This is a genomic window from Chlorobium sp. N1 (genome assembly GCF_004332115.1).
Lineage (GTDB): Bacteria > Bacteroidota > Chlorobiia > Chlorobiales > Chlorobiaceae > Chlorobium.
On sequence record NZ_SJPA01000012.1, the window covers coordinates 1 to 19376 of the forward strand.

Annotated in this window: 17 protein-coding genes; 13 read left to right on the forward strand and 4 right to left on the reverse strand. The window is 49.7% G+C overall.

Annotated elements, in window-relative coordinates:
* Positions 1-885: 885 nt before the first annotated feature.
* From E0L29_RS10560 to parA, 3 genes are all read right to left on the reverse strand, one after another.
* The gene (locus E0L29_RS10560) at positions 886-1755 is read right to left on the reverse strand and encodes a replication protein RepA (RefSeq protein WP_131358776.1); all 870 of its coding nucleotides are present in this window, start codon (positions 1753-1755) and stop codon (positions 886-888) included.
* Positions 1756-1998: 243 nt separating this feature from the next.
* Positions 1999-2295: a ribbon-helix-helix domain-containing protein gene (locus E0L29_RS10565; RefSeq protein WP_131358779.1), complete on the reverse strand. Its 297-nt coding sequence runs from the start codon at positions 2293-2295 to the stop codon at positions 1999-2001.
* Positions 2292-2942: a ParA family partition ATPase gene (gene parA / locus E0L29_RS10570; protein WP_131358782.1), complete on the reverse strand. Its 651-nt coding sequence runs from the start codon at positions 2940-2942 to the stop codon at positions 2292-2294. Before parA ends, E0L29_RS10565 begins: the two co-directional genes overlap by 4 nt.
* 1590 nt (positions 2943-4532) lie before the next feature.
* Here parA and E0L29_RS10575 point away from each other — a divergent pair.
* Complete coding sequence (locus tag E0L29_RS10575; protein WP_131358785.1) at positions 4533-5882, forward strand: ATP-binding protein; 1350 nt, start codon at positions 4533-4535, stop codon at positions 5880-5882.
* A gap of 160 nt (positions 5883-6042) precedes the next feature.
* Here E0L29_RS10575 and E0L29_RS10580 read toward each other — a convergent pair whose 3' ends face one another.
* Positions 6043-6534, reverse strand: a complete 492-nt coding sequence (locus E0L29_RS10580; protein WP_131358788.1) for a JAB domain-containing protein — start codon at positions 6532-6534, stop codon at positions 6043-6045.
* Positions 6535-7340: 806 nt separating this feature from the next.
* On the opposite strand from E0L29_RS10580, the gene E0L29_RS10585 reads away from it, so the two are divergent.
* From E0L29_RS10585 to E0L29_RS10640, 12 genes are all read left to right on the forward strand, one after another.
* Positions 7341-8900, forward strand: a complete 1560-nt coding sequence (locus E0L29_RS10585; protein ID WP_131358791.1) for an RNA-binding domain-containing protein — start codon at positions 7341-7343, stop codon at positions 8898-8900.
* Between the two features lie 114 nt (positions 8901-9014).
* Complete coding sequence (locus E0L29_RS10590; protein WP_242664373.1) at positions 9015-9338, forward strand: helix-turn-helix transcriptional regulator; 324 nt, start codon at positions 9015-9017, stop codon at positions 9336-9338.
* A gap of 673 nt (positions 9339-10011) precedes the next feature.
* Entirely contained in the window at positions 10012-10371 is a 360-nt protein-coding gene (locus E0L29_RS10595; protein WP_131358794.1) for a response regulator receiver protein, read from the forward strand.
* Positions 10372-10491: 120 nt separating this feature from the next.
* The gene (locus tag E0L29_RS10600) at positions 10492-10911 is read left to right on the forward strand and encodes a response regulator (RefSeq protein WP_131358797.1); all 420 of its coding nucleotides are present in this window, start codon (positions 10492-10494) and stop codon (positions 10909-10911) included.
* 370 nt (positions 10912-11281) lie between these two features.
* Positions 11282-11746: a response regulator receiver protein gene (locus E0L29_RS10605; RefSeq protein ID WP_131358842.1), complete on the forward strand. Its 465-nt coding sequence runs from the start codon at positions 11282-11284 to the stop codon at positions 11744-11746.
* Between the two features lies 1 nt (position 11747).
* Positions 11748-12458 (forward strand): winged helix-turn-helix domain-containing protein, encoded by a 711-nt coding sequence (locus E0L29_RS10610; protein ID WP_131358800.1) that lies wholly within the window; start codon positions 11748-11750, stop codon positions 12456-12458.
* Entirely contained in the window at positions 12455-13219 is a 765-nt protein-coding gene (locus E0L29_RS10615; RefSeq protein WP_242664374.1) for a restriction endonuclease subunit S, read from the forward strand. Before E0L29_RS10610 ends, E0L29_RS10615 begins: the two co-directional genes overlap by 4 nt.
* Before the next feature lie 3 nt (positions 13220-13222).
* The gene (locus tag E0L29_RS10620; RefSeq protein WP_131358803.1) at positions 13223-14791 is read left to right on the forward strand and encodes a type I restriction-modification system subunit M; all 1569 of its coding nucleotides are present in this window, start codon (positions 13223-13225) and stop codon (positions 14789-14791) included.
* A gap of 61 nt (positions 14792-14852) precedes the next feature.
* Positions 14853-15710, forward strand: a complete 858-nt coding sequence (gene dinD, locus E0L29_RS10625; RefSeq protein WP_131358805.1) for a DNA damage-inducible protein D — start codon at positions 14853-14855, stop codon at positions 15708-15710.
* 57 nt (positions 15711-15767) lie between these two features.
* Complete coding sequence (locus tag E0L29_RS10630) at positions 15768-16976, forward strand: restriction endonuclease subunit S (RefSeq protein ID WP_131358808.1); 1209 nt, start codon at positions 15768-15770, stop codon at positions 16974-16976.
* 2 nt (positions 16977-16978) lie between these two features.
* Positions 16979-17212 carry a DUF2188 domain-containing protein gene (locus E0L29_RS10635; protein ID WP_131358810.1) on the forward strand — a complete coding sequence of 78 codons (234 nt, stop codon included), beginning with the start codon at positions 16979-16981 and terminating at the stop codon, positions 17210-17212.
* 12 nt (positions 17213-17224) lie between these two features.
* On the forward strand, positions 17225-19324 hold the full coding sequence (locus E0L29_RS10640; protein ID WP_131358813.1) for an AAA family ATPase: 2100 nt from the start codon (positions 17225-17227) through the stop codon (positions 19322-19324).
* Positions 19325-19376: the final 52 nt, after the last annotated feature.

A 19376-nucleotide genomic window follows, 5' to 3' on the forward strand; every position in this document is an offset into this window, starting at 1 on the left:
CCTCAAGGGCCACCTTGGCCTTGAAGTCACTGCTGAAGCTGTTGCGTTTCCTTTTGGTCATTTACTTGCTCCTCTTTTGAGCAAGTTACCAACTTAAACAGCTGTCTAAAAATCGGGGACCACTATATATTGCTCCTGAACTGTACGGCTTTTCATGCACGGAAGAGTGCGGGTATAGTGCAATTCATGAGCATGTTTTTCATCTCGTCAGCTGTCAGATCCATGGGTACTGGGGGCGTTTTTGTCGACCGCATGCCGGTTCCGTTTATGCGCACCGAGGCTCAGTTCTTGCATAGTCCCAGCCGCTTTTTTTGTGTCGGACCGGTTCCATTTATGCGTGCTGTTGTATCGTGATCCGGGCATGTGTCGCTTTCCGTTCTTTCCTCATCTGTCATACACATTGACCACGATCATAACGACTAATTTTGGCATTAAGGTCACCATCATTCGAGCCTGACGCGGTTCCATTTATGCGGAACTTCTTCTCCCAATACCTCCAGAGCCCATTGTCATGCCTGGTACTCCCGAGCGTCATCTTCGCAACTGTGGCGGTTCCAGATATGCGTGTGCTGGAAACTGCAATCCAGTGTTGAACGGTTCCGTTTATGCGTTCAATGCTGCGTTCCCGATCATCAAGCGGTTCCATTTATGCGTATCCGGCGGTTCCGTTTATGCGTAGTGATGCTCCCTGCCTGAATTGGACCGGTTCCATCTTATGCGGGATGGGTATTGACCCCGTCGCCGCTCGTCTCTTGTCTGTAAGTGAGGTGGTGGTTGATGCGGAGCTGCCCGGAGGGCGGTTCCATTTATGCGCACCTGTCTTGGGGTGGTGCTGGATGCTGCCCCTTTTCTGTCTGTTGTGCCGGTACCGTTTATGCGTACAGGCTATTTGATCAGCATCGGTACATGGGTTTTGCTGGGCTTGAGGATCAGGCCTGTTTCCGTGACGTCTATATTTGCGTCAGGGTAGACGACATGCACCATGCTGAGGGCTTTGATGAACTTCTTTTTGAAATTCCTGAGTCCTTCCGGGGTTTGGGCATAGTCCGATCCAAGCTGTTGCTGCATTCCGTCCCAGGGTATGGCGGTGGACTTGCGCAGATAGCTCATTCTGTAAGTCAGCAGTGTATAGATATCGAGTGCCATCGGCGATTGCTTGAGCACTTTGAGTGCTCGCATGTCGACAGCAACAGGGCTTTCGATGATCTCCTTGAAGAAATGCTCACCCAGTACGATGGCCGATTGCCAGAGTGTGGACTGTTCGGGGGTTTTAGGGTCCCACCAGAGCGATGCCCGGTCAACGACCTGAACGGACTGGAACGCAAATCGTTTTCCGTCGGCATAGCTGCAGGTGACTGATGATGCGAAGAGCCGGGCCATCTGTTCCTTGAGTCTCGTGATGGTTCCCCACCGTCCACCGGTCGGGACGAGGTCAAGCGCCCGCATGAACTCGCTGAGTGAATCACCCAGAATGAGTTCGCGTTGTTTGGTCCTGACAGCTTCCGTTGTTACCCAGGCCACCAGCAGGCGGGGTATCGAGCCAAACGGCAGGCCAATATGCGTGGGAGACATGAGGGAGAGGGTGAAGTCGCCGTTCTGGCGGATAAATTCATTACCCTCGACCTTACGGTGTGGCAGCGTAGCCATGACCATGGATCGGGCCATGTAACTTAACGCACCAGCTTCCTTGGCGGATTCAGCCTCTATGGCAACCGCTTCAGCAAAGAGTTTCTGGAGTTTGTCATTGGTACCCATCGCGTAATCTTTTTCCCGTTTCTTTTTACTGAGATTAAAAAGAAGTTGTTCTGTGTCGCTCTTGAGCCGATGAACTACAGGGCAAGCGATGGTTTTTGCAGGTCAAGGAGGCGTTGAGCTCGATGGAGTTGCACCGGTGAGGTACTTCGCTTGACCGCTTGTGATGTAATATCACTAAAATATTATCCTTGCCCAAAGAATTCCCCCATCACCACTCCCCTCCCCTGCCGTGTCGTGCAGGAGCTATTTCGCGATCTGGGATTTGCCATGCTTGGCGAAAAAGTCATTGAGCGCATCCCCGACCATTTGCTGGATGGACATGTCATGCTCGAGGCCGATCATTTTAAGCTGCTTGAGCACTTCGGCATCGAACCATCCGGTGATGGATTTCTTGCCAATCCGGTTTGGTGCTGTCGTCGTGGTTCTAATGCCTGATACGATTGCCTCAGCGGGTTCAGTTCTGGTGCTGATCGGCATGGCATCTTTCGGCTCGCTTTTCTGCCGCAATGCCGCCGCAAGGGATGGTTTCTTTGTGGTCATGATTTTTCTCCTTTCTTCTGTGTCGGTTTAATTCCGAGGTGCATACAGGCCCATTTGTAGATTGCTTCGATCTCTTGTGCTGCTTTGCCGGAGGGTTCGTATTCCATTACGGCCAGTCCGAGCGTGAGGGAATGAACGAAAGCCGCACGTTGTCCGAGTTGTTCGGGGGCTATGTCCAGGCCATAGCTCTTGATGGCCTCTAAAGCTTCTTCGGTGAGCGATCCTCGTGGCGGAACAGAGTTCAGGACGGCAATGGCCGGCTTCTTGGCCATGGTCGCGATGTCAACCGATGATGCAATGGCCCGGAGATCGAGAATTGATGGTCTGCATGGAATCAGTACGAGATCAGCTGCCCTTGCGGCCTGCAGGGCGGCCGAATCTGAATGGGGAGCGGTGTCGATGAGCGTCAGGTCAGCGCCGTGATCCTTTGCCGTTTGCAGAATATCCTGTATGCGGGAGGCTTGGGCGGAGATGACGACGGGGGTTTCTTTTTCTCTGGTATCCTGCCAGCCCATTGCGCTGGCCTGGGGGTCGAGGTCAATGACGGCGCACGAAAGCCCACTCAGCTCTGCTGCAACAGCAAGGTTGAGCGTCAGGGTCGTTTTCCCTGCTCCCCCCTTCTGTGAAATCATGGCGATTGTCTTCATTCCTTCTGGATTGAATGTATTCAAGAATGAAATGCGGAATGTTATGCCTCTATAATAACAACAATAGTGCAATATTGCAATACATTCCGTCGTTATGCCGCAAAGAAGTATTGTAAGAATGTCTGAATGTAAGAAATAAGGAGCGCCTCCAGCGGGTTGATTTCCAGTGAGCCTCAATGTACGTGGGGCTTTGTGGGCGAATGTGACGGGGATTGAGTTCAGCATGATTCCGGGAGGCGAGGAGCAGACCATGGGCATTCTTCTTCACTCCCCTGCCCCGCTGTTCCCTTTATAGCGTATGATACTTCTCTGGATGGCCAGTCAGTTTGTGCCCGGCTGTATGGTTCGGGGAGAACCTGCGGGTTAGAATCTGGCATGCGGGGGCAGCCGCATTAGATTGGGGTGCGGACCACGGCTTGATGGCAGAACGGCATGCCAGCATATAGATGCATGGTTAACCTTGCGCCTCAGAGGCTCCAGCGCTCCCTTTTTTGGGCGGATGGACTGTTCTTGTCATGTCAATCGGTCGTGTCGTCTGGTATATCACCGGCTCCTCATCCTCTGGCAGCTGTGTGAACATTTGATTTTCCACTATGGGGTAAACATGATGTGCCTGTTTTTCTGAGTGATTATCAGCTCCCTCCTGCCTGTTCTGTCTCCCCTGCCTCGGTTCATTCATGTTCGGTGCTCCTCTGAATGTGGTGATGTCGCTTCACTGGAATGATACGGATACTCGCTCTCGTTCTCAATGAATCTGAATATATTGTTGGAATGAAGTGATGTGTGGTTGTCGTAATGTCTACACTCCATCAGTACGACAATACATATTTGTTTCATGATGCACCACTATCTGGTGGGCGGGGACTTTCAGGGAGGACGGCCCGGGGTTGTTGTTATGAATGAATGTTGGGGATTCTTCTTGATGGAATGAGTGTTGTGAAGATATCTGCCAATCAATACTGTAAGATGTATTACAATCTGTATTGTATGCAGGGTATTAATGTGTGCTTGTTGTATTGTATGATTGACGTCGTGAATGCTTGTATGCCTCTTGATATGAATGCTGCATCCTGTTTGGTCTCTCGAAAAGCTCTTTAATATGCAAAGCATAAGAGTCCATGGCACAAGGTGGATAGGGGAGGGCCCGTTTTCGATACATAAGGCATGGATGACGCTGGACCCTGGGACGGGATGGTTACAGTCAAGCAAGGCGGCTGGATCATGTCCCCTGCCCGCAACAATATGCCTTGACTGCTTTCTATATTGATAGATTGATGTCATGATGACAATATTGATGGTGGTATTGTAAGAGTGGGTTTACTGTCTGGTGCGATGAGTTTTTAAAAGGGCATAGCGGTGTTGCGTTCCGCTCATTTATAGCTTCTGATGCAGTCCAAGAAAGGGGCGTGCGTCGTTTTCTTGCTTCGTGTGCTTAACTTGTGCCAACGAAACGGACAGTACACTCAAATACATGAGCTGACGCGATTGTGTGCGTTTTCAACATGCCACATTATTATGACCCCCGAGTTCAGGCGCTTAAACGGCCCTTGGCCGGATAACATGTCGAACAGGCAGTGAAGCACCGCTCATATGATTAAACATCTCAAAATGTCCAATGTCGGCCCGGCGCCAAAGATGGAACTGGAGTTCGGCCGGAGACTGAATCTGCTTACAGGCGATAACGGCTTGGGGAAGAGTTTCTTGCTGGATATTGCCTGGTGGGTCATGACCGGCAAGTGGCCGGCCGAGCTGAATCCCAAATTGACCTCCGGCAAGGTGGCCTTGCCCACTGATAAAAAGCTCAAAGCTGAAATTGATTTTTCGTTTTCAGCAGCTTCGACCACGAAGGACTATACCGGTACGTTTGAGTCTCGGGGACAAAGCTGGACCGTCCCACAGGGTCGACCAGCACATCCGGGCCTGGTATTGTATGCATTGGCCGATGGCAGCTTTGCCGTCTGGGACCCGGCTCGCAACTACTCGAAAGCGAAAACCGCAGAAGGTCAGGGTCGGCCACCAGCGTATGTCGTCAGCCAGAAAGAGGTGTGGGACGGATTGCAGCGTGAGGACGGGACATGGCTTTGCAATGGTCTGATCCGTGACTGGTCGAGCTGGCAGAAAGAGAAGGGGAGGGCTTATGAATCCCTGATCTCGGTGCTGGAGGTGCTCTCACCATCCGCTATAGAAAAAATGGTTCCGGGATCGTTGACCCGCATCAGCATGGACGATGTTCGCGATATGCCCACACTGCTCATGCCCTATGGGCAGGAGGTCCCCGTCGTTCATGCATCGTCCGGTATGCGACGGATTATTTCTCTGGCCTATTTCCTTGTCTGGTGCTGGCAGGAGCATATAAAAGCCAAAGACTTGCTTGGCGAGTCTTCTGATGGCGTCGCATGGGATGAGCATACCGACGCATCAACAGCCATATCGGGCAAGAGGCCCGTAGCCAATGTCGCGAACGCGGTGTTTCTGATCGATGAGGTCGAATCGCACTTGCATCCTAAATGGCAACGGACGGTGATCCCGGCCCTCTTGAAGGTCATGGACCAGTTGACTGACGCTGCCAATCTCCAGTTGATTGCCGTTACGCACTCTCCATTGATCATGGCATCAGTAGAGCCCTTGTTTGATCAAACCGAAGACGCATGGTTTGACCTTGACCTGGTCGATAATGCAGTTGAACTGACCCGGAGGCAGTATGCCAGAAAGGGAGACGCCCGCAGTTGGCTGACCAGTGAGGCGTTTGACATGAAGTCAGGGTATTCGATCGAAGCGGAGAGCGCTTTGGATGACGCAGCCCGTGCCCTGAGTGACGAACAGCTCAGTAACGCCGAGGCAGCAGCACTTGAACAGCGATTGCGGGCCGTGTTGTCCGATACTGATCCATTTTGGATGCGGTGGCGGTTTGTCTCTGAAAAGAAAGGGTGGCAGCTATGATCCATGGAGATGAGGGCCCAGAGCCCCGGGATTGTTTGTCTGGTCCGAAGTCCAACGGCAGGGCCGGCTGTAACGCGACAGAGCGCCGTGATAGGGTAGGGGAGTAGTATCACCCCTGAAACAGAAGGCCCGGCTCTTGCCGGGCCCCTGTTCGGAGGGCTTACCCGTCAATCAGGGCCGCTTCCCTGAAGCTGAAATAGCCGCTTTTGCTCCCGATGATGACATGGTCAAAGACTTGAATGTCGAGCAGCTTGCCGGCGTTCACCAGGGTTTTGGTGACGCTCTTGTCTGCCGTGCTCGGCTGTACATCGCCTGACGGGTGATTGTGTGCCACGATGATGGCATTGGCATTCGCCAGAATAGCTCCCTTGAACACTTCTCTCGGATGAACCAGTGATGCGTTCAGCGTTCCCTTGCTGATCATCTCCATGCCGATCACCTCATTTTTGGTGTTCAGATAAAAGGAATGGAACTCCTCGCAAGCCCGCTCATGCAGGCCGATGATTTTAAGGAGCTCACAGACTACCGCTGCTCCCGTGATTCTCTGCTCATAGTATACTTCGGACTCCTTGATGAGCTTGATGTTGTACCGTGGGATGAAGACCTTCTTTTCTTCTGCGGCAAAGAGCGGGAGGGTAAGAGTGCGTGACATGGTGGTAAATGGCTAGTGTTGCGTGAAGTCTGCTGTTCAAATCACATTCCCCGGGGGGACAGAGGCTCTCCCGAGGACAGGCAAACTTTTTGCGCAAGGGAGGAAGAGAGCTGCACAAACGAAGAGCGGAAGCGAAAGACCCTTGCGCAAAAAGGCAAACTGGCCTATCGTATGCCCCCCCTCCGGGGATGATTTACCATGTTCATCCGCTACGCGGACATGACATCGTTTTCCGCCGTGCCAGAGCGGCACGGCGGTTCGAGTGTTTCTTCAACGGGTCGACTGGAATATGTGGTCGACCTGTTGGATTGTATGCTTTCTGTATTGATGTTTATATGTAATGCAGACAGTACGGATTGTGCGCATGTCTGCATGATGCATGATGCCTGAGGATCATCTTTACCCAATGTGAATTCGTTGTGCTGATCTGAACCGGTAATCGGGTTCAGACGAGCACCATGCTATGGAGGGCCGAAGGCCTGCTCCAGCCCTGCTCGGCGATGGACGGAATGAATGACTGCTGGCATGCATTTTTGCGCTTCAAAAATCATGACAAAGGGCAGAAGGGAATCCATGTCGATGAGGGCTGGAGTGTACGTTCTCTGGCGGTGGGTGTCCGGATGTACGATTGTATGATTGAAATTATGTGGGCAGTATTGATGAGTGTGAGTCCGGATTGATGGTTCTCAAAAGGGTGACGCAGAATGCGGGACGGTGGGGGAGGGGAGTGATTCGTTTTTTTTCTGCGTATGTGTACCTTGTGACAATACCGGTAGCCATAACAATCCTCAGATCGACATGTAGCCATGGGTCTTGCCATCAATATCGACGAATTGATCAATGGGCAGGTCATTGAATGGGAGCGTCTTGAATTCAAGCAAGGCTGGAACCCTGAAGATGTCATGCATACCATGTGCGCGTTTGCCAATGATATCCATAACTGGGGAGGCGGCTACATCATTGTCGGCATTGAAGAGCAGCATGGCCGTCCCGTTCTGCCACCTGCAGGCCTCGATCCCGATACCATAGACAGGATGCAGGGTGAGATCACCCAGCTGTGCCACCGGATTGATCCACACTACTTGCCCCGTCTCCAGCCGTATCTGTTTAACGGCAGGCATATCCTGGTGCTGTATTGTCCTGCCGGAGAGATCAGGCCGTATACGGCACCTGCAAGTTTGGGCCACGGGCCGCAACCCCGGCACCATTATATCAGGAGTGGATCCAGAACGGTTCAGGCAAAGGGCGACAGTGTTCGGCGTCTGCAGGAACTGGCCACTCGCATTCCTTACGATGACCGGGTGCATCCAACTGCATCGTTGCGGGATCTTGATCTTGGTTTGATCCGGAGTTTTCTTGGGGAGGTGAAAAGCGACCTTTTCGAAGAAAGTGCCGGGATGCCATTTATGAACCTATGCCGGCTCATGAACATCGTCAGGGGAGCTGATGAAGCACTGCGCCCACTGAATGTCGGGCTCCTGTTCTTTTCGCGTACGCCCGACCGCTTCTTTCCAAGAACCTGGATTGAAGTGGTGATCCGGAAAGATGAAGCCGGCAAGGAATTCGCCGAACGATACTTCAAGGGGCCGATTCATGTCCAGCTTCGCGAGGCGCTTGATTTCATTCGCACGCACATCATCGAGGAACGGGTCCGGAAGGAACCAGGTCAAGCTGAAGCATCGCGGTTCTACAATTTCCCCTTCGCGGCAGTTGAAGAGGCTCTGGCCAATGCCGTCTATCACAAAAGCTATGAACTCGGCAACCCGATCGAGGTGCAGATCTGGCCGGACAAAATTGAAATCCTGAGCTTCCCGGGCCCTGTGCCGCCCGTGACAGCAGAGCTCCTTGCCCAGAACATAAGGCTCGTTGCAAGGGACTACCGCAACAGGCGGGTGGGGGATTTCCTCAAGGAGCTCCATTTGACGGAAGGAAGGGGGACAGGAATTCCAACGATAAAAAAGGCTATGGAGGTCAATGGCTCACCGGCGCCGGTCCTTGAAACGGACGATCAGTGCACCTATTTTTTAACGGTTCTTCCTGTTCATGAACTCGCGAGTGTCGAAGCTAGTGTCGAAGCTAGTGTCGAAGGTGTCGAAGTTAGTGTCGAAGGTGTCGAAGTCTCCGATATTGCCTCTTCCATGGCACCCCTGCTTCGGTATTGCAATCTGCCTCGAACCAGAAAAGAGATACTGACGCACTTGGGGCTTGCTTATCACACTACGAATTACAGTCGCCATATTCTTCCCGGCATTCAGCATGGGTGGTTGGCAATGACCGATTCAGACAAGCCAAATAGTCCGTTCCAACGCTATGTGGTTACAGAGAAAGGGAAGACGTGGCTGTCAGAGCATGATGAGGAGTCTTGACCGATATCTTTCGCATTGTGTGATTGTATGCAATATGTATTGATGGAGATCTTACACTGTATTTGATCCGACATCTGATTCTGCTTTAAACGTATTTCGAAAAAGAGAGTAGGGGTGTTGGTAGACTGGCTCATCACTATTGATGAGATGGGTTGGAGGGGAGGGGAGTCATCAGTGCAGTCAATGGACACACAGGATCAGAATCCAGACACTATCGATATGACCGCACAACAATTCTATGCTGTAGGCTTCGGACATGCAGTCCATGCCCGACGTTATCACCTTGGATCCTCACAGGAGGAGCTGGCAGAGCGTGCCGGGCTTCACAGGTCCTACATCGGGATAGTGGAAAGGGGAGAAAAGAACGTTACGCTGTATGTGGCTACTCAGATAGCTAAGGCGCTGGGCATAAGCATTTGTGAGCTAGTCGAGCGGTAATGCCATCGTAGCAATTTTTATAGAAGTCCAAATATCTTCCATTTCAGGCCCCCCATCCAGGGGACGGTGCAAAACCAGTCAGGGGCTGGATGCACTTCATGCGCATCTCGACAGCGATGCAAATACTCAGCTCAGGGCCAGCAGTTCCCTGGAAAGCCAAAAATGCAAACTCTTTGGTTTGATAGACTGCATCCGATCTGCCGCTGAGCCCTATGCATCCACCCCGTCCATTCGCCCAAATCTGATGCCGTTCATGGATCACTAGAAGACCGATGATCCATGTGAATGATGCGTCATTGCATGTTGGTCAAGCATTTTTTCTCTCGTTACAGGCTCTCAGTCTTCAGAGTATTGAATCACTGTGCGATGGGTTGCATTGAGATTGATTTCGCTTAAAGTGTCAGCAAATGTGGGTTTAAAAATTCTATCACCATAATGCATTGTTTTTGCGTCGTAAGCAAGTATTGCGTACTATGATCAATATGTGAACCCCTATGGCCGCAGCTCTGGAGTGAACGGATTTGGAGCTGGTTCATTCTAACCAAGGGATGCCTGACAACCATGACCAACCCTCACCTCGCTGAGGAATACACGAACCTTCTCAACGTATCAACCGTAAAGGCCTAGGCGATTGTGCGGGCAATACGGAGCCCCGGGGCCCGGGTCCGGCCGTATGCAGATCATTGCACTGGAAGGAGTGATTCACGCAACGGAAATTCCAGATGCAACGAAGCGCTCAGTGACCGATGTGTTGGTGGCATTGATTGAGCAGTCCCAAATGGAAGAGCGGTTCGGGACTCTCTTGACCAGGTCAGATGCTGCATTTATCAAGCGTCTTCAGGAGCAGCATCCCAGTCTCAATGCGAGGGATGCGATCGTATGCATGTTCATCAAGAACGGGTATGATGCCCGTGAAATCGCTCGGCGGAACGGAATCAGTCCGCGGGGGATTAAAAGCGTCCGCTACCGGCTGCACAAGAAGATTGGCAGGGGGAAGCATGAGTCGATCAAGACGTATCTGGGGAGTCTGTAGTCTGGCAGATCCCTTCCGCTTCTTTAATAAAGAATCGCACCCCGGACAGTTTCTGTCCTATGTGGGATAGTAGTTTGGACGCCATAAGAGATTTCTTTTGTGCACTAAACCATTCCGGACATGACGGGAAACCCAATGGATTGCAGGAAGAAAACCATACTTGTCGTGGACGATGAACACGATATACTGGCCATGCTGCAAAGAATGTTGGAGCGTGAAGGCTACACGGTCTGGGCCTCTGACAATGCAGAAAAAGCCATTCTGATTGCCGATGTTCATAAAGCACACCTCAATCTGCTACTGACTGATGTGCAGATGCCGGGAATGAACGGAATTGAAATGAGCGCAGTGATATTGTCAGAGAGTCCCGCCCTTCGATGCATCTACATGTCGGGGCATATCCCCGAAAGCATCGCTCCGATGGGAGCGCTTAAGGAAGGCGTGAACTTCATCCGCAAACCTTTTAGAGTGAGTGCCCTCACTGAGATGGTAAATCACACTCTCGTGACTCCTGATTTACCCCCCCCCCCCCCCCAATGAGGGGGGGTACGATAATTCGCCACAGGAAAGCTCTGGCGCAAGCCTCGAAAGCGGGAGTATGCCCCTTGAGTGGGAATGGTAAAGGGACTGCGTGCGCCCCGCGCTCCGTCTGGTAGTTCGCGTGACAGGCTACAACCACACCGCCCCATAACCTGCCGACCTTTCAATGTCCACCACAGTAGGCTTCGGATTGTTTTGCCCCTCTCTATCTACCCTGAGCCGCTGCCTCGATTGCTGGCAAGTCACATCTGATTGGTGATTTCTATCGCGATACTGCATTGTTTTTGCTGTGGAAACAAGTATTGCGTATTATGCACGAGATTGCGGTGGGCATGCTTGCCCCATTAGAACCAAGTGATGCTTGACCCTCATGACCAAATCTGTCCTTGCCGAACAATTCGATCAACTTCTCAATGTATCAGCCGAAAAGGCTAAGGAGATTGACCGTGTCTCACGCAACCCCGGCTCCGGTCGTATGCAGATCATTGAACTGGTCAGCCTGGTCCATGCGTCAGATATCCAGGCCGACACCAAGCGTCGGATCTCCGATATGTTGGTTCGGTTGATTGAGCATTCACAAATGGAAGAACGGTGCGGCACCCTACTCACGAATTCGGATGTCGGATTCCTTAAGCGGCTGGAGGCAAAGCATCCCAACATCTCGCCGAAGGACGCATTGGTCCTGCTTTTCATCAAGCTCGGCTACGATACCCGGGAGATAGCCCGGCGGAGAGGGATCAGCACGCGGGGAATGGAGAGCATCCGGTACCGGATTCATAAGAAGATGGGAAGAGGAAAGCATCAGGCGCTGAAGACGTATCTGGGGGACCTGTAACATGCCAGACCACGATACCTTCCTTCGTCGGAATAACATCATCGTTGTGCAGGGAGATGAAGCGTCCCGTGACCGCATCGTAGAGCAACTCACTCGAGAAGTGCCTGGAGTGATTGCCATAGGCTCGGCGGCCGATTGCAATAAGTTGCTCAAGCAGGAGGAGTTTGCTCTTGCCATCATTGATGAGGTCCTTTCCGATGAGAGTGGTTTTGTGCTCGCACGAAATATCCGGACGAAAACCGGAATTCCTGTTCTGATGCTTCTCGGAGAGGACAGTCATGATAAGCGGCTGGCAGGTTACCTTGCCGGCGCAATCGGTTGTATGGATAGAGGTGATGCCCTTACGGATCTTCCGCTCCTTGTCGCCAATCTCCTTGATGTTGAGATTAAAAAAAAGGGTGCTGTCGTGAAGGAGTGGGAGTGGCGGCTGCTGAAGCATGGATGGGTTCTTGTCTCGCCCAGCGGCGAAAAAGTAAAACTCACCATCAATGAGTTTGAGTTCATGGAAGTGCTTGTGAACGCAAGCCCGCGGCCTGCAACCCGTCAGGAACTCGGCGAGCGGCTGGATTACAGGAATGACATCAAGGGGGACAAGGCACTTGAAGCGGTGGTGCACAGATTGCGGCAGAAGATAGCAACAATTGGGGGTGAGTTGATCCTCACGGCTCACGGTATAGGGTGGGGGCTTTCGGCTCCAGTCAATGCCTGGTGATCAAGCCAGCACAGTGCCCCTTCCTGAATCATACAGCAGCAGAGCCTCTGCGCCTGACAAAGCGGCAATCAATGCTTTTTGAGCTGCAGAAACAATGTTTTTGCGTTTTATCTCTTGCTTTGATGTCGGAAATTTTGTATACCTTACAGGAACAGCGTTTTTACTTATTTATAAGGGGTGTCGTGAAGGTTCAATTGAAGCAGATTGCCTCGGTGCAGATGGGGTACTCGTTCCGGTCTCGTCTTGAGGCTGTGGAGTCGGGGGATGTGTCGGTTATCCAGATGAAAGACTTGCGTGATGACCATGTGGTTGATTGCAGCGATCTGGTAACAGTGGATATGAAGGAGGTTAAAGAGCATCATCTGGTGCGAAAAGGAGACTTGATATTGCGGTCACGTGGGCTGGTGACGACTTCGGCGATTGTGCTTGAAGAGCCGCACAATACAGTTGTTGCCTCTCCCTTGCTGAGGATCAGAGTCGAGAATCCCGACAGGGTTTTGCCAGAATATCTGAACTGGTACATCAATCAGCGTGATGCACAGTCTTTTCTGCATAGCAGATCGATAGGGACGGCGCAGAAAATGATTGGAAAGGAGGCCCTGGATGAACTGGAGGTTTTTGTCCCGGATTTATCGAGCCAGAAAAACATCGTGGAAATGTCGTCCTTGTCGGCCCGTGAGCTCTTCCTGCTTCATGTGCTGGCTGAAAAACGGGGTCAGTATATTTCAGAATTACTTATGCAGTGTGTAAAAGGAGAATAAAATATGACCAGTAAGTTAGATCAGAAAGACATCAACAACGCAGCCTGGGCGGCGTGTGACACCTTTCGTGGGGTTGTCGACCCGTCGCAGTACAAGGACTACATCCTGGTGATGCTCTTTCTGAAGTACATCTCCGATGTCTGGCAGGATCACTACGATGAGTACCAGAAACTCTATGGAGATGATGATGAACGTATTCTCCGCAAACTGGAACGCGAGCGGTTTGTACTGCCGGAAGTGATGCTTACGGAAAAGGACGAAAAGACGGGGGTGGTCACGGTGCTCGATACCTTCAGGGCGACCTACAGCAGCCTTTATGAGCGCAGGGCGGCATCGAACATCGGCGAGCTGATCAACATCGTGCTCGATCATATCGAGGAAAATAACAGAGCCAAGCTCGAAGGGGTATTCAGGAATATCGATTTCAACAGCGAGGCGAATCTCGGCAAGACAAAAGACCGGAACCGCCGCCTGAAACAGCTGCTGGAGGATTTCCACAAACCGCAGCTCGATATGCGTCCGTCCCGGATTTCCGAAGATGTCATCGGCAATACCTACATCTACCTGATCGAGCGCTTCGCTTCGGATTCGGGCAAGAAGGCCGGAGAGTTCTTTACGCCGCTGAAGGTGACCGAGCTTGTGGCGAGGCTGGCAGCGCCGAAACCGGGCGACCGCATCTGTGATCCGGCCTGCGGGTCAGGCGGCCTTTTGATTAAGGCAGCCAAACAGGTTGGCAACCGCAACTTTGCCCTTTTCGGACAGGAGTCCAACGGCAGCACCTGGGCGCTTTGCCGGATGAACATGTTCCTGCACAGCTTCGACAGCGCACGCATCGAGTGGTGCGATACCCTGAACAGCCCGTTGCTGGTTGAGAACGACCGCCTGATGAAGTTCAACTGCGTGGTGGCTAATCCGCCGTTCTCGCTGGATAAGTGGGGGGCTGAAAATGCCGAGAGCGATCAGTACACTCGGTTCTGGCGTGGGGTTCCGCCCAGGAGCAAAGGTGACTGGGCCTTTATCAGTCACATGGTGGAAATCGCTCTCGAAAAAGAGGGAAGGGTGGCTGTGGTGGTTCCAAATGGCGTGCTGTTCAGAGGTGCAGCCGAAGGGCGTATCCGCCAGAAAATGATCGAGGAAAACCTGCTGGACGCTGTCATCGGCCTGCCGGGCAACCTGTTCCCGACTACCAACATCCCGGTAGCGGTTCTGGTGTTTGACCGTTCCCGTGAAAAAGGCGGCATTCGGGAAGAGTGTAAAAACGTCCTCTTCGTCGATGCGAGCCGTGAGTTTGTCTCAGGCAAGAATCAGAATACGCTGAGCGAAGAGCATCTGACAAAGATTATGGCGACTTACGCCGTTCGGGCTGAGAAAGAAAAATATGCCCATCTCGCTGAGTTCGCCGAGATCAAGGAGAACGACTTCAACCTCAATATTCCTCGTTATGTGGATACCTTTGAGGAAGAAGAGGCGATTGACATCGATGCGGTGCAGGCGGAGATTGACGATCTGGAAAAGGAACTTGCAGAGGTTCGTGTGAAGATGGCCGAGAAGCTCAAGGAAATTCAGCGATGAATAACCTTCATGCTGAAGGCGTCTTGATTGAGACAGTCAATAATGAAAATGGAGGGACGCTATGAGTCGTAAGGGCATAGAACAACGATATCACAATACTTTCGAAGAACTCAAGCAGTTTACAGCGGATCAGGTTGAGTTCTGGTTTGCTCGAGATCTGCAGATAGTGCTGGATTATTCAAGTTGGGACAAGTTCAAAAGGGTGATTCAAAAAGCTGTATCGGCCTGTGAGCTCTCTGGTCAGCCTTCCGAAAACCATTTTTCCCAAGTGGGAAAATTGGTCCATATCGGTTCAGGAGGCCAACGTGAGGTTGAAGATTATCAGCTCTCGCGTTATGCCTGTTATTTGATTGTTCAGAACGGTGATACGTCAAAACCGGTCATTGCTAATGGCCAGACCTATTTTGCGATTCAGACTCGCCGCCAGGAGCTGGCTGATGATGTATCGTTTCAGCGGCTGAAGGAGGAGGAAAAGCGACTCTTTCTGTGCAAGGAGATGAAGGAACACAACAAGCAGCTTGTTGAAGCGGCACAGCAGGCCGGTGTTGAGAGTACGCTTGATTTCGCCATTTTTCAGAATCATGGTTACAAGGGGTTGTATGGTGGTCTGGATGCCAAGGGCATTCATCAGCGGAAAGGGCTGAACAAAAGCCAGCAGATTCTCGATAACATGGGGAGTACCGAGCTGGCGGCCAACCTCTTCCGCGCTACGCAAACTGAAGAAAAACTCCGCAGGGAGAAGGTTCAGGACAAGCGTCATGCAAATGCGACCCATTTCGAGGTAGGGAAAAAAGTCCGTCAGACCATCAAAGAGCTTGGCGGTACGATGCCGGAAGACCTCCCAAAACCGGATGAAGACCTCAGGAAACTGGAAAAACGGACGCAGAAGAAGCTTGGAGGGATAAACGATGTGCAGTGAAAAGAAGCGGGCGGAGGTGTGGGTGTGGATGGATGAGAAATTGAAGGAGATTCAGTGATGCAAGGATGTCAAGATTCAACAGGTAAATGGATCAAAGTTGAGTTTCATGAAATAGCCACTCTTTCCAAGAAGAAGTTTAATCCGCAGAAACAAACTATGGATGAGCCATGCATTGAGCTTGAGCATATAGAGAAAGAGACTGGACGTCTACTGGGAACAATTAGTTCGGCTGGTCAGCTTAGTACAAAAAACACATTCCGAATTGGTGATGTTCTTTTTGGTAAATTACGCCCTAATCTTCGGAAGTATATTAATTGTGATTTCAGTGGAGTCTGTTCTTCTGAAATTTGGGTATTAAACGCCCAGAAACAAACATATTCATCCTTTCTATTTTACCTCATTCAGCAAGAAAAGTTTATTCGTTCAGCGTGTATAACAAGTGGTTCAAAAATGCCGAGGGCTGACTGGAGTGTAGTTTCTGAAGTTCCGTTTCCTCTTCCCCCGCTTCCCGAGCAAAAAGCCATTGCTGATCTGCTGTTCACCTGGGATGAGGCTATCAAGAAAACCGAACGGCTGATTCATGCGAAGGAGAGGAGTCTGAATGCTTATGGGAGGGATTTATTTGACCGACGAAATGACGGAAATTATGATGGATGGAAAGTCTTAAAATTAAAGTCGGTGCTTACCGAGCACGGCGATAAGAGCACTGGACTCGAAGAAGTTTATTCTGTTTCTGTGCACAAAGGACTCATCAATCAAGTTGAGCATTTGGGGCGCTCCTTTTCTGCAGCAAATACCGACAACTATAACCGAGTTCATTTTGGCGATATTGTTTACACAAAGAGCCCAACAGGGGACTTTCCTTTAGGAATTGTGAAGCAGAGTTATACGGAAAATGATGTTATTGTTTCGCCACTTTATGGAGTCTTCACGCCAAAGACATTCAACCTAGGCATTGTCCTTGACTTCTATTTCAGTTCTTCGATGCGAGCACGGAATTATCTGTTCCCAATAGTTCAAAAGGGTGCAAAAAACACCATTGCTATAACGAACAAGACATTCCTGAGTAATACTCTTCACCTGCCTGTTGATGAGCAGGCGCAAAAAGAAGTTGCGGAATTCGTATTTGCTGCAAGAGAAGAAATAGGCCTGCTGAAACAACTCGCAGAACAATACAAAACCCAGAAACGCGGCCTGATGCAGAAGATGTTGACGGGTGAGTGGCGGGTGAAATCGGAAATTATTAATCAATACATGGAGGCATAATTATGGCAAGAGGAAAAAATCAGCATGTGGTTCCTCATTCTGATGGATGGGCAGTCAAGGGCGCTGGCAACAGCAAGGCAACGAAGGTAACTCCTACGCAAGCCGAAGCGATTCAGGTCGCACAAAACATTGCCAGAAACCAGAAATCGGACACCAAGATTCACGGGGTGAACGGCCAGATCAGAACAGGCAACAGCTACGGAAACGATCAGTGCCCACCGCGGGATACAAAGTAAGGAGGAAAATTGATGAATATTGAGATTAAGAACTGCAACAACATTGATTCTGCAAACATTTCTCTTGAAGAGAATAAACTGAATATTAAGTTCGCTCCTAACGGTACCGGCAAGAGCACAATAGCACGGGCCATTATACTCGGCACGAATAGTGAGCCGAATCTGAGCGAACTCATACCTTTTAAGCTGAGAGAGAAAAACCTTGAAAGCAAAAAGCCTGAAGTAGCAGGACTGGATACTCTTCAAAAAGTTATGTGCTTCAATGAGGAGTACGTAAGCCAATTTGTTTTTAAACCGAATGAGTTGCTTAGTAATAGCTTTGATATTTTCATCAAAACCGAAGTTTACAAGCAAAAAGAGCAGGAAATTGAGGAGCTGGTTGTTGAGATTAAGCAGCTGTTTACGGTAAATAATGAACTGGAAACTTTGATTGATACCCTCAAAGAAATGGGGGGTGCCTTTAAATTGACCAAATCAGGGATTTCGAAATCATCTACAGGGATGAAGGGATTGGTAGGAGGCAATAAAATAAAACATATTCCTGCAGATCTCGAATCGTATCAGCCTTTTATTCAAAGCCAAAACAGTGTTGGCTGGATTGACTGGCAAACTAAGGGCTATGAATATGCGGATCTTTCTGATAATTGCCCTTTTTGTACCTCACATGCAGCTGACAAAAAAGACACAATTCGAAAGGTTGGACAAGAATATGACAAGGCCACTATCAAAAATCTAATGGACATTATTCGAGTTATCGATCGTCTTGGGGATTATTTCTCGGATGAAGCAAAATCAAAACTTTCAACGATCACGACACTGAAAGACGGTCTCGAAAAAGAGCATGAAGCTTTTTTGGTCACAGTTAAGACCCAAATCGACAACCTCGTCGAGAAATTAGAGAAACTTCGCACACTTTCTGGATTTCAGTTCAAAGAAGGAGAGCTGGTCGCGGAAAAACTGCCTTTGTACAAAATAGACCTTGAGTTTTTCACTGAATTGAAGTCTGATAAAACACAAGAATCGATTAATCCTATAAATGTATCTATTGATGCAATCATAATAAAAGCTGTGCAGCTTCAGGCAAAGATTAATCAGCAGCGTCATGAGATGCAAAAGGTTGTTGAAAAACACCAGAAAGACATTAATAACTTTCTTTCCTATGCCGGATATAGCTACAAGGTCGAAATAGTAGGAGAAGGCGAGCGGTCTCAGCTGAAACTGCTTCATGTTGATCACTCTCAGCATCTTAACGGAGGGAGCCAGCATCTCAGCTTTGGTGAAAGAAATGCTTTTGCTATTGTGCTATTCATGTATGAATGTCTCTCAAAAAAGCCAAATCTGATCATACTTGATGACCCTATTTCTTCGTTTGATAAAAACAAGAAATACGCCATTCTTGAAATGCTCTTTCGTCGTGATTCCAACTCATGCCTAAAGAATAAAACTGTTTTGATGCTTACACATGATGTGGAACCCATTATTGATACCGTCAGATCGTTGTCTCATAAATTTAGTAATCAGACATGTGCGGCTTTTTTGAAGCTATCAGGCGGAAGAATTGATGAATTGAATATTAAAAAGAATGATATTCAAACATTTGCTGAAATCTGCAAAAAAGCACTTCAAACGAATAAAGATGACATTATTAAACTCATCTATATGAGGCGGCGTCTAGAAATTTCTGACGATAAAGGAGATGCTTATCAAGTGCTTTCTAATTTGTTGCACAAAAGGGAACGAGCTAAAGATTTTCGTGAGCCTCATAGTGGTGAGGTTGATTGCCCTGAAATGACTAGTGAAAAATTCTGCTCCGGAAGCGACCAGATTAAAGAGGAAATGCCCAGCTTTTCTTACAACGATATATTGCAACGAATTAAAGATGCTGGCTCTCTAAAGACGCTTTATTATTCCTGTACCAATGGTTATGAGAAACTGCAGGTGTGCAGACTTATTGATCATGAAGAAAATGATGCGGTTATCGAAAAATTCATAAAGGAGACGTACCATATCGAAAATGAATTTATCTGCCAACTTGATCCCGCAGTATTCGATACTATTCCATGGTATGTGATCGCTAAATGTGATGGAATTGTAAATGGAGGTTCTGAATGATTAACTCCAAATCAAGCAAAAACCATTCTGCATAAGATTTGGCATCAACCCG

What these genes read in the sequence shown, in the direction of transcription:
- E0L29_RS10575 (WP_131358785.1), top strand. Translation starts at nt 4,533, where the DNA reads ATGATTAAACATCTCAAAATGTCCAATGTCGGCCCGGCGCCAAAGATG.
- E0L29_RS10635 (WP_131358810.1), top strand. Translation starts at nt 16,979, where the DNA reads ATGGCAAGAGGAAAAAATCAGCATGTGGTTCCTCATTCTGATGGATGG.
- E0L29_RS10600 (WP_131358797.1), top strand. Translation starts at nt 10,492, where the DNA reads ATGACGGGAAACCCAATGGATTGCAGGAAGAAAACCATACTTGTCGTG.
- dinD (WP_131358805.1), top strand. Translation starts at nt 14,853, where the DNA reads ATGAGTCGTAAGGGCATAGAACAACGATATCACAATACTTTCGAAGAA.
- E0L29_RS10580 (WP_131358788.1), bottom strand. Translation starts at nt 6,534, where the DNA reads ATGTCACGCACTCTTACCCTCCCGCTCTTTGCCGCAGAAGAAAAGAAG.
- E0L29_RS10605 (WP_131358842.1), top strand. Translation starts at nt 11,282, where the DNA reads ATGACCAAATCTGTCCTTGCCGAACAATTCGATCAACTTCTCAATGTA.
- E0L29_RS10620 (WP_131358803.1), top strand. Translation starts at nt 13,223, where the DNA reads ATGACCAGTAAGTTAGATCAGAAAGACATCAACAACGCAGCCTGGGCG.
- E0L29_RS10585 (WP_131358791.1), top strand. Translation starts at nt 7,341, where the DNA reads ATGGGTCTTGCCATCAATATCGACGAATTGATCAATGGGCAGGTCATT.
- E0L29_RS10595 (WP_131358794.1), top strand. Translation starts at nt 10,012, where the DNA reads ATGCAGATCATTGCACTGGAAGGAGTGATTCACGCAACGGAAATTCCA.
- E0L29_RS10565 (WP_131358779.1), bottom strand. Translation starts at nt 2,295, where the DNA reads ATGACCACAAAGAAACCATCCCTTGCGGCGGCATTGCGGCAGAAAAGC.
- parA (WP_131358782.1), bottom strand. Translation starts at nt 2,942, where the DNA reads ATGAAGACAATCGCCATGATTTCACAGAAGGGGGGAGCAGGGAAAACG.
- E0L29_RS10630 (WP_131358808.1), top strand. Translation starts at nt 15,768, where the DNA reads ATGCAAGGATGTCAAGATTCAACAGGTAAATGGATCAAAGTTGAGTTT.
- E0L29_RS10610 (WP_131358800.1), top strand. Translation starts at nt 11,748, where the DNA reads ATGCCAGACCACGATACCTTCCTTCGTCGGAATAACATCATCGTTGTG.
- E0L29_RS10640 (WP_131358813.1), top strand. Translation starts at nt 17,225, where the DNA reads ATGAATATTGAGATTAAGAACTGCAACAACATTGATTCTGCAAACATT.
- E0L29_RS10560 (WP_131358776.1), bottom strand. Translation starts at nt 1,755, where the DNA reads ATGGGTACCAATGACAAACTCCAGAAACTCTTTGCTGAAGCGGTTGCC.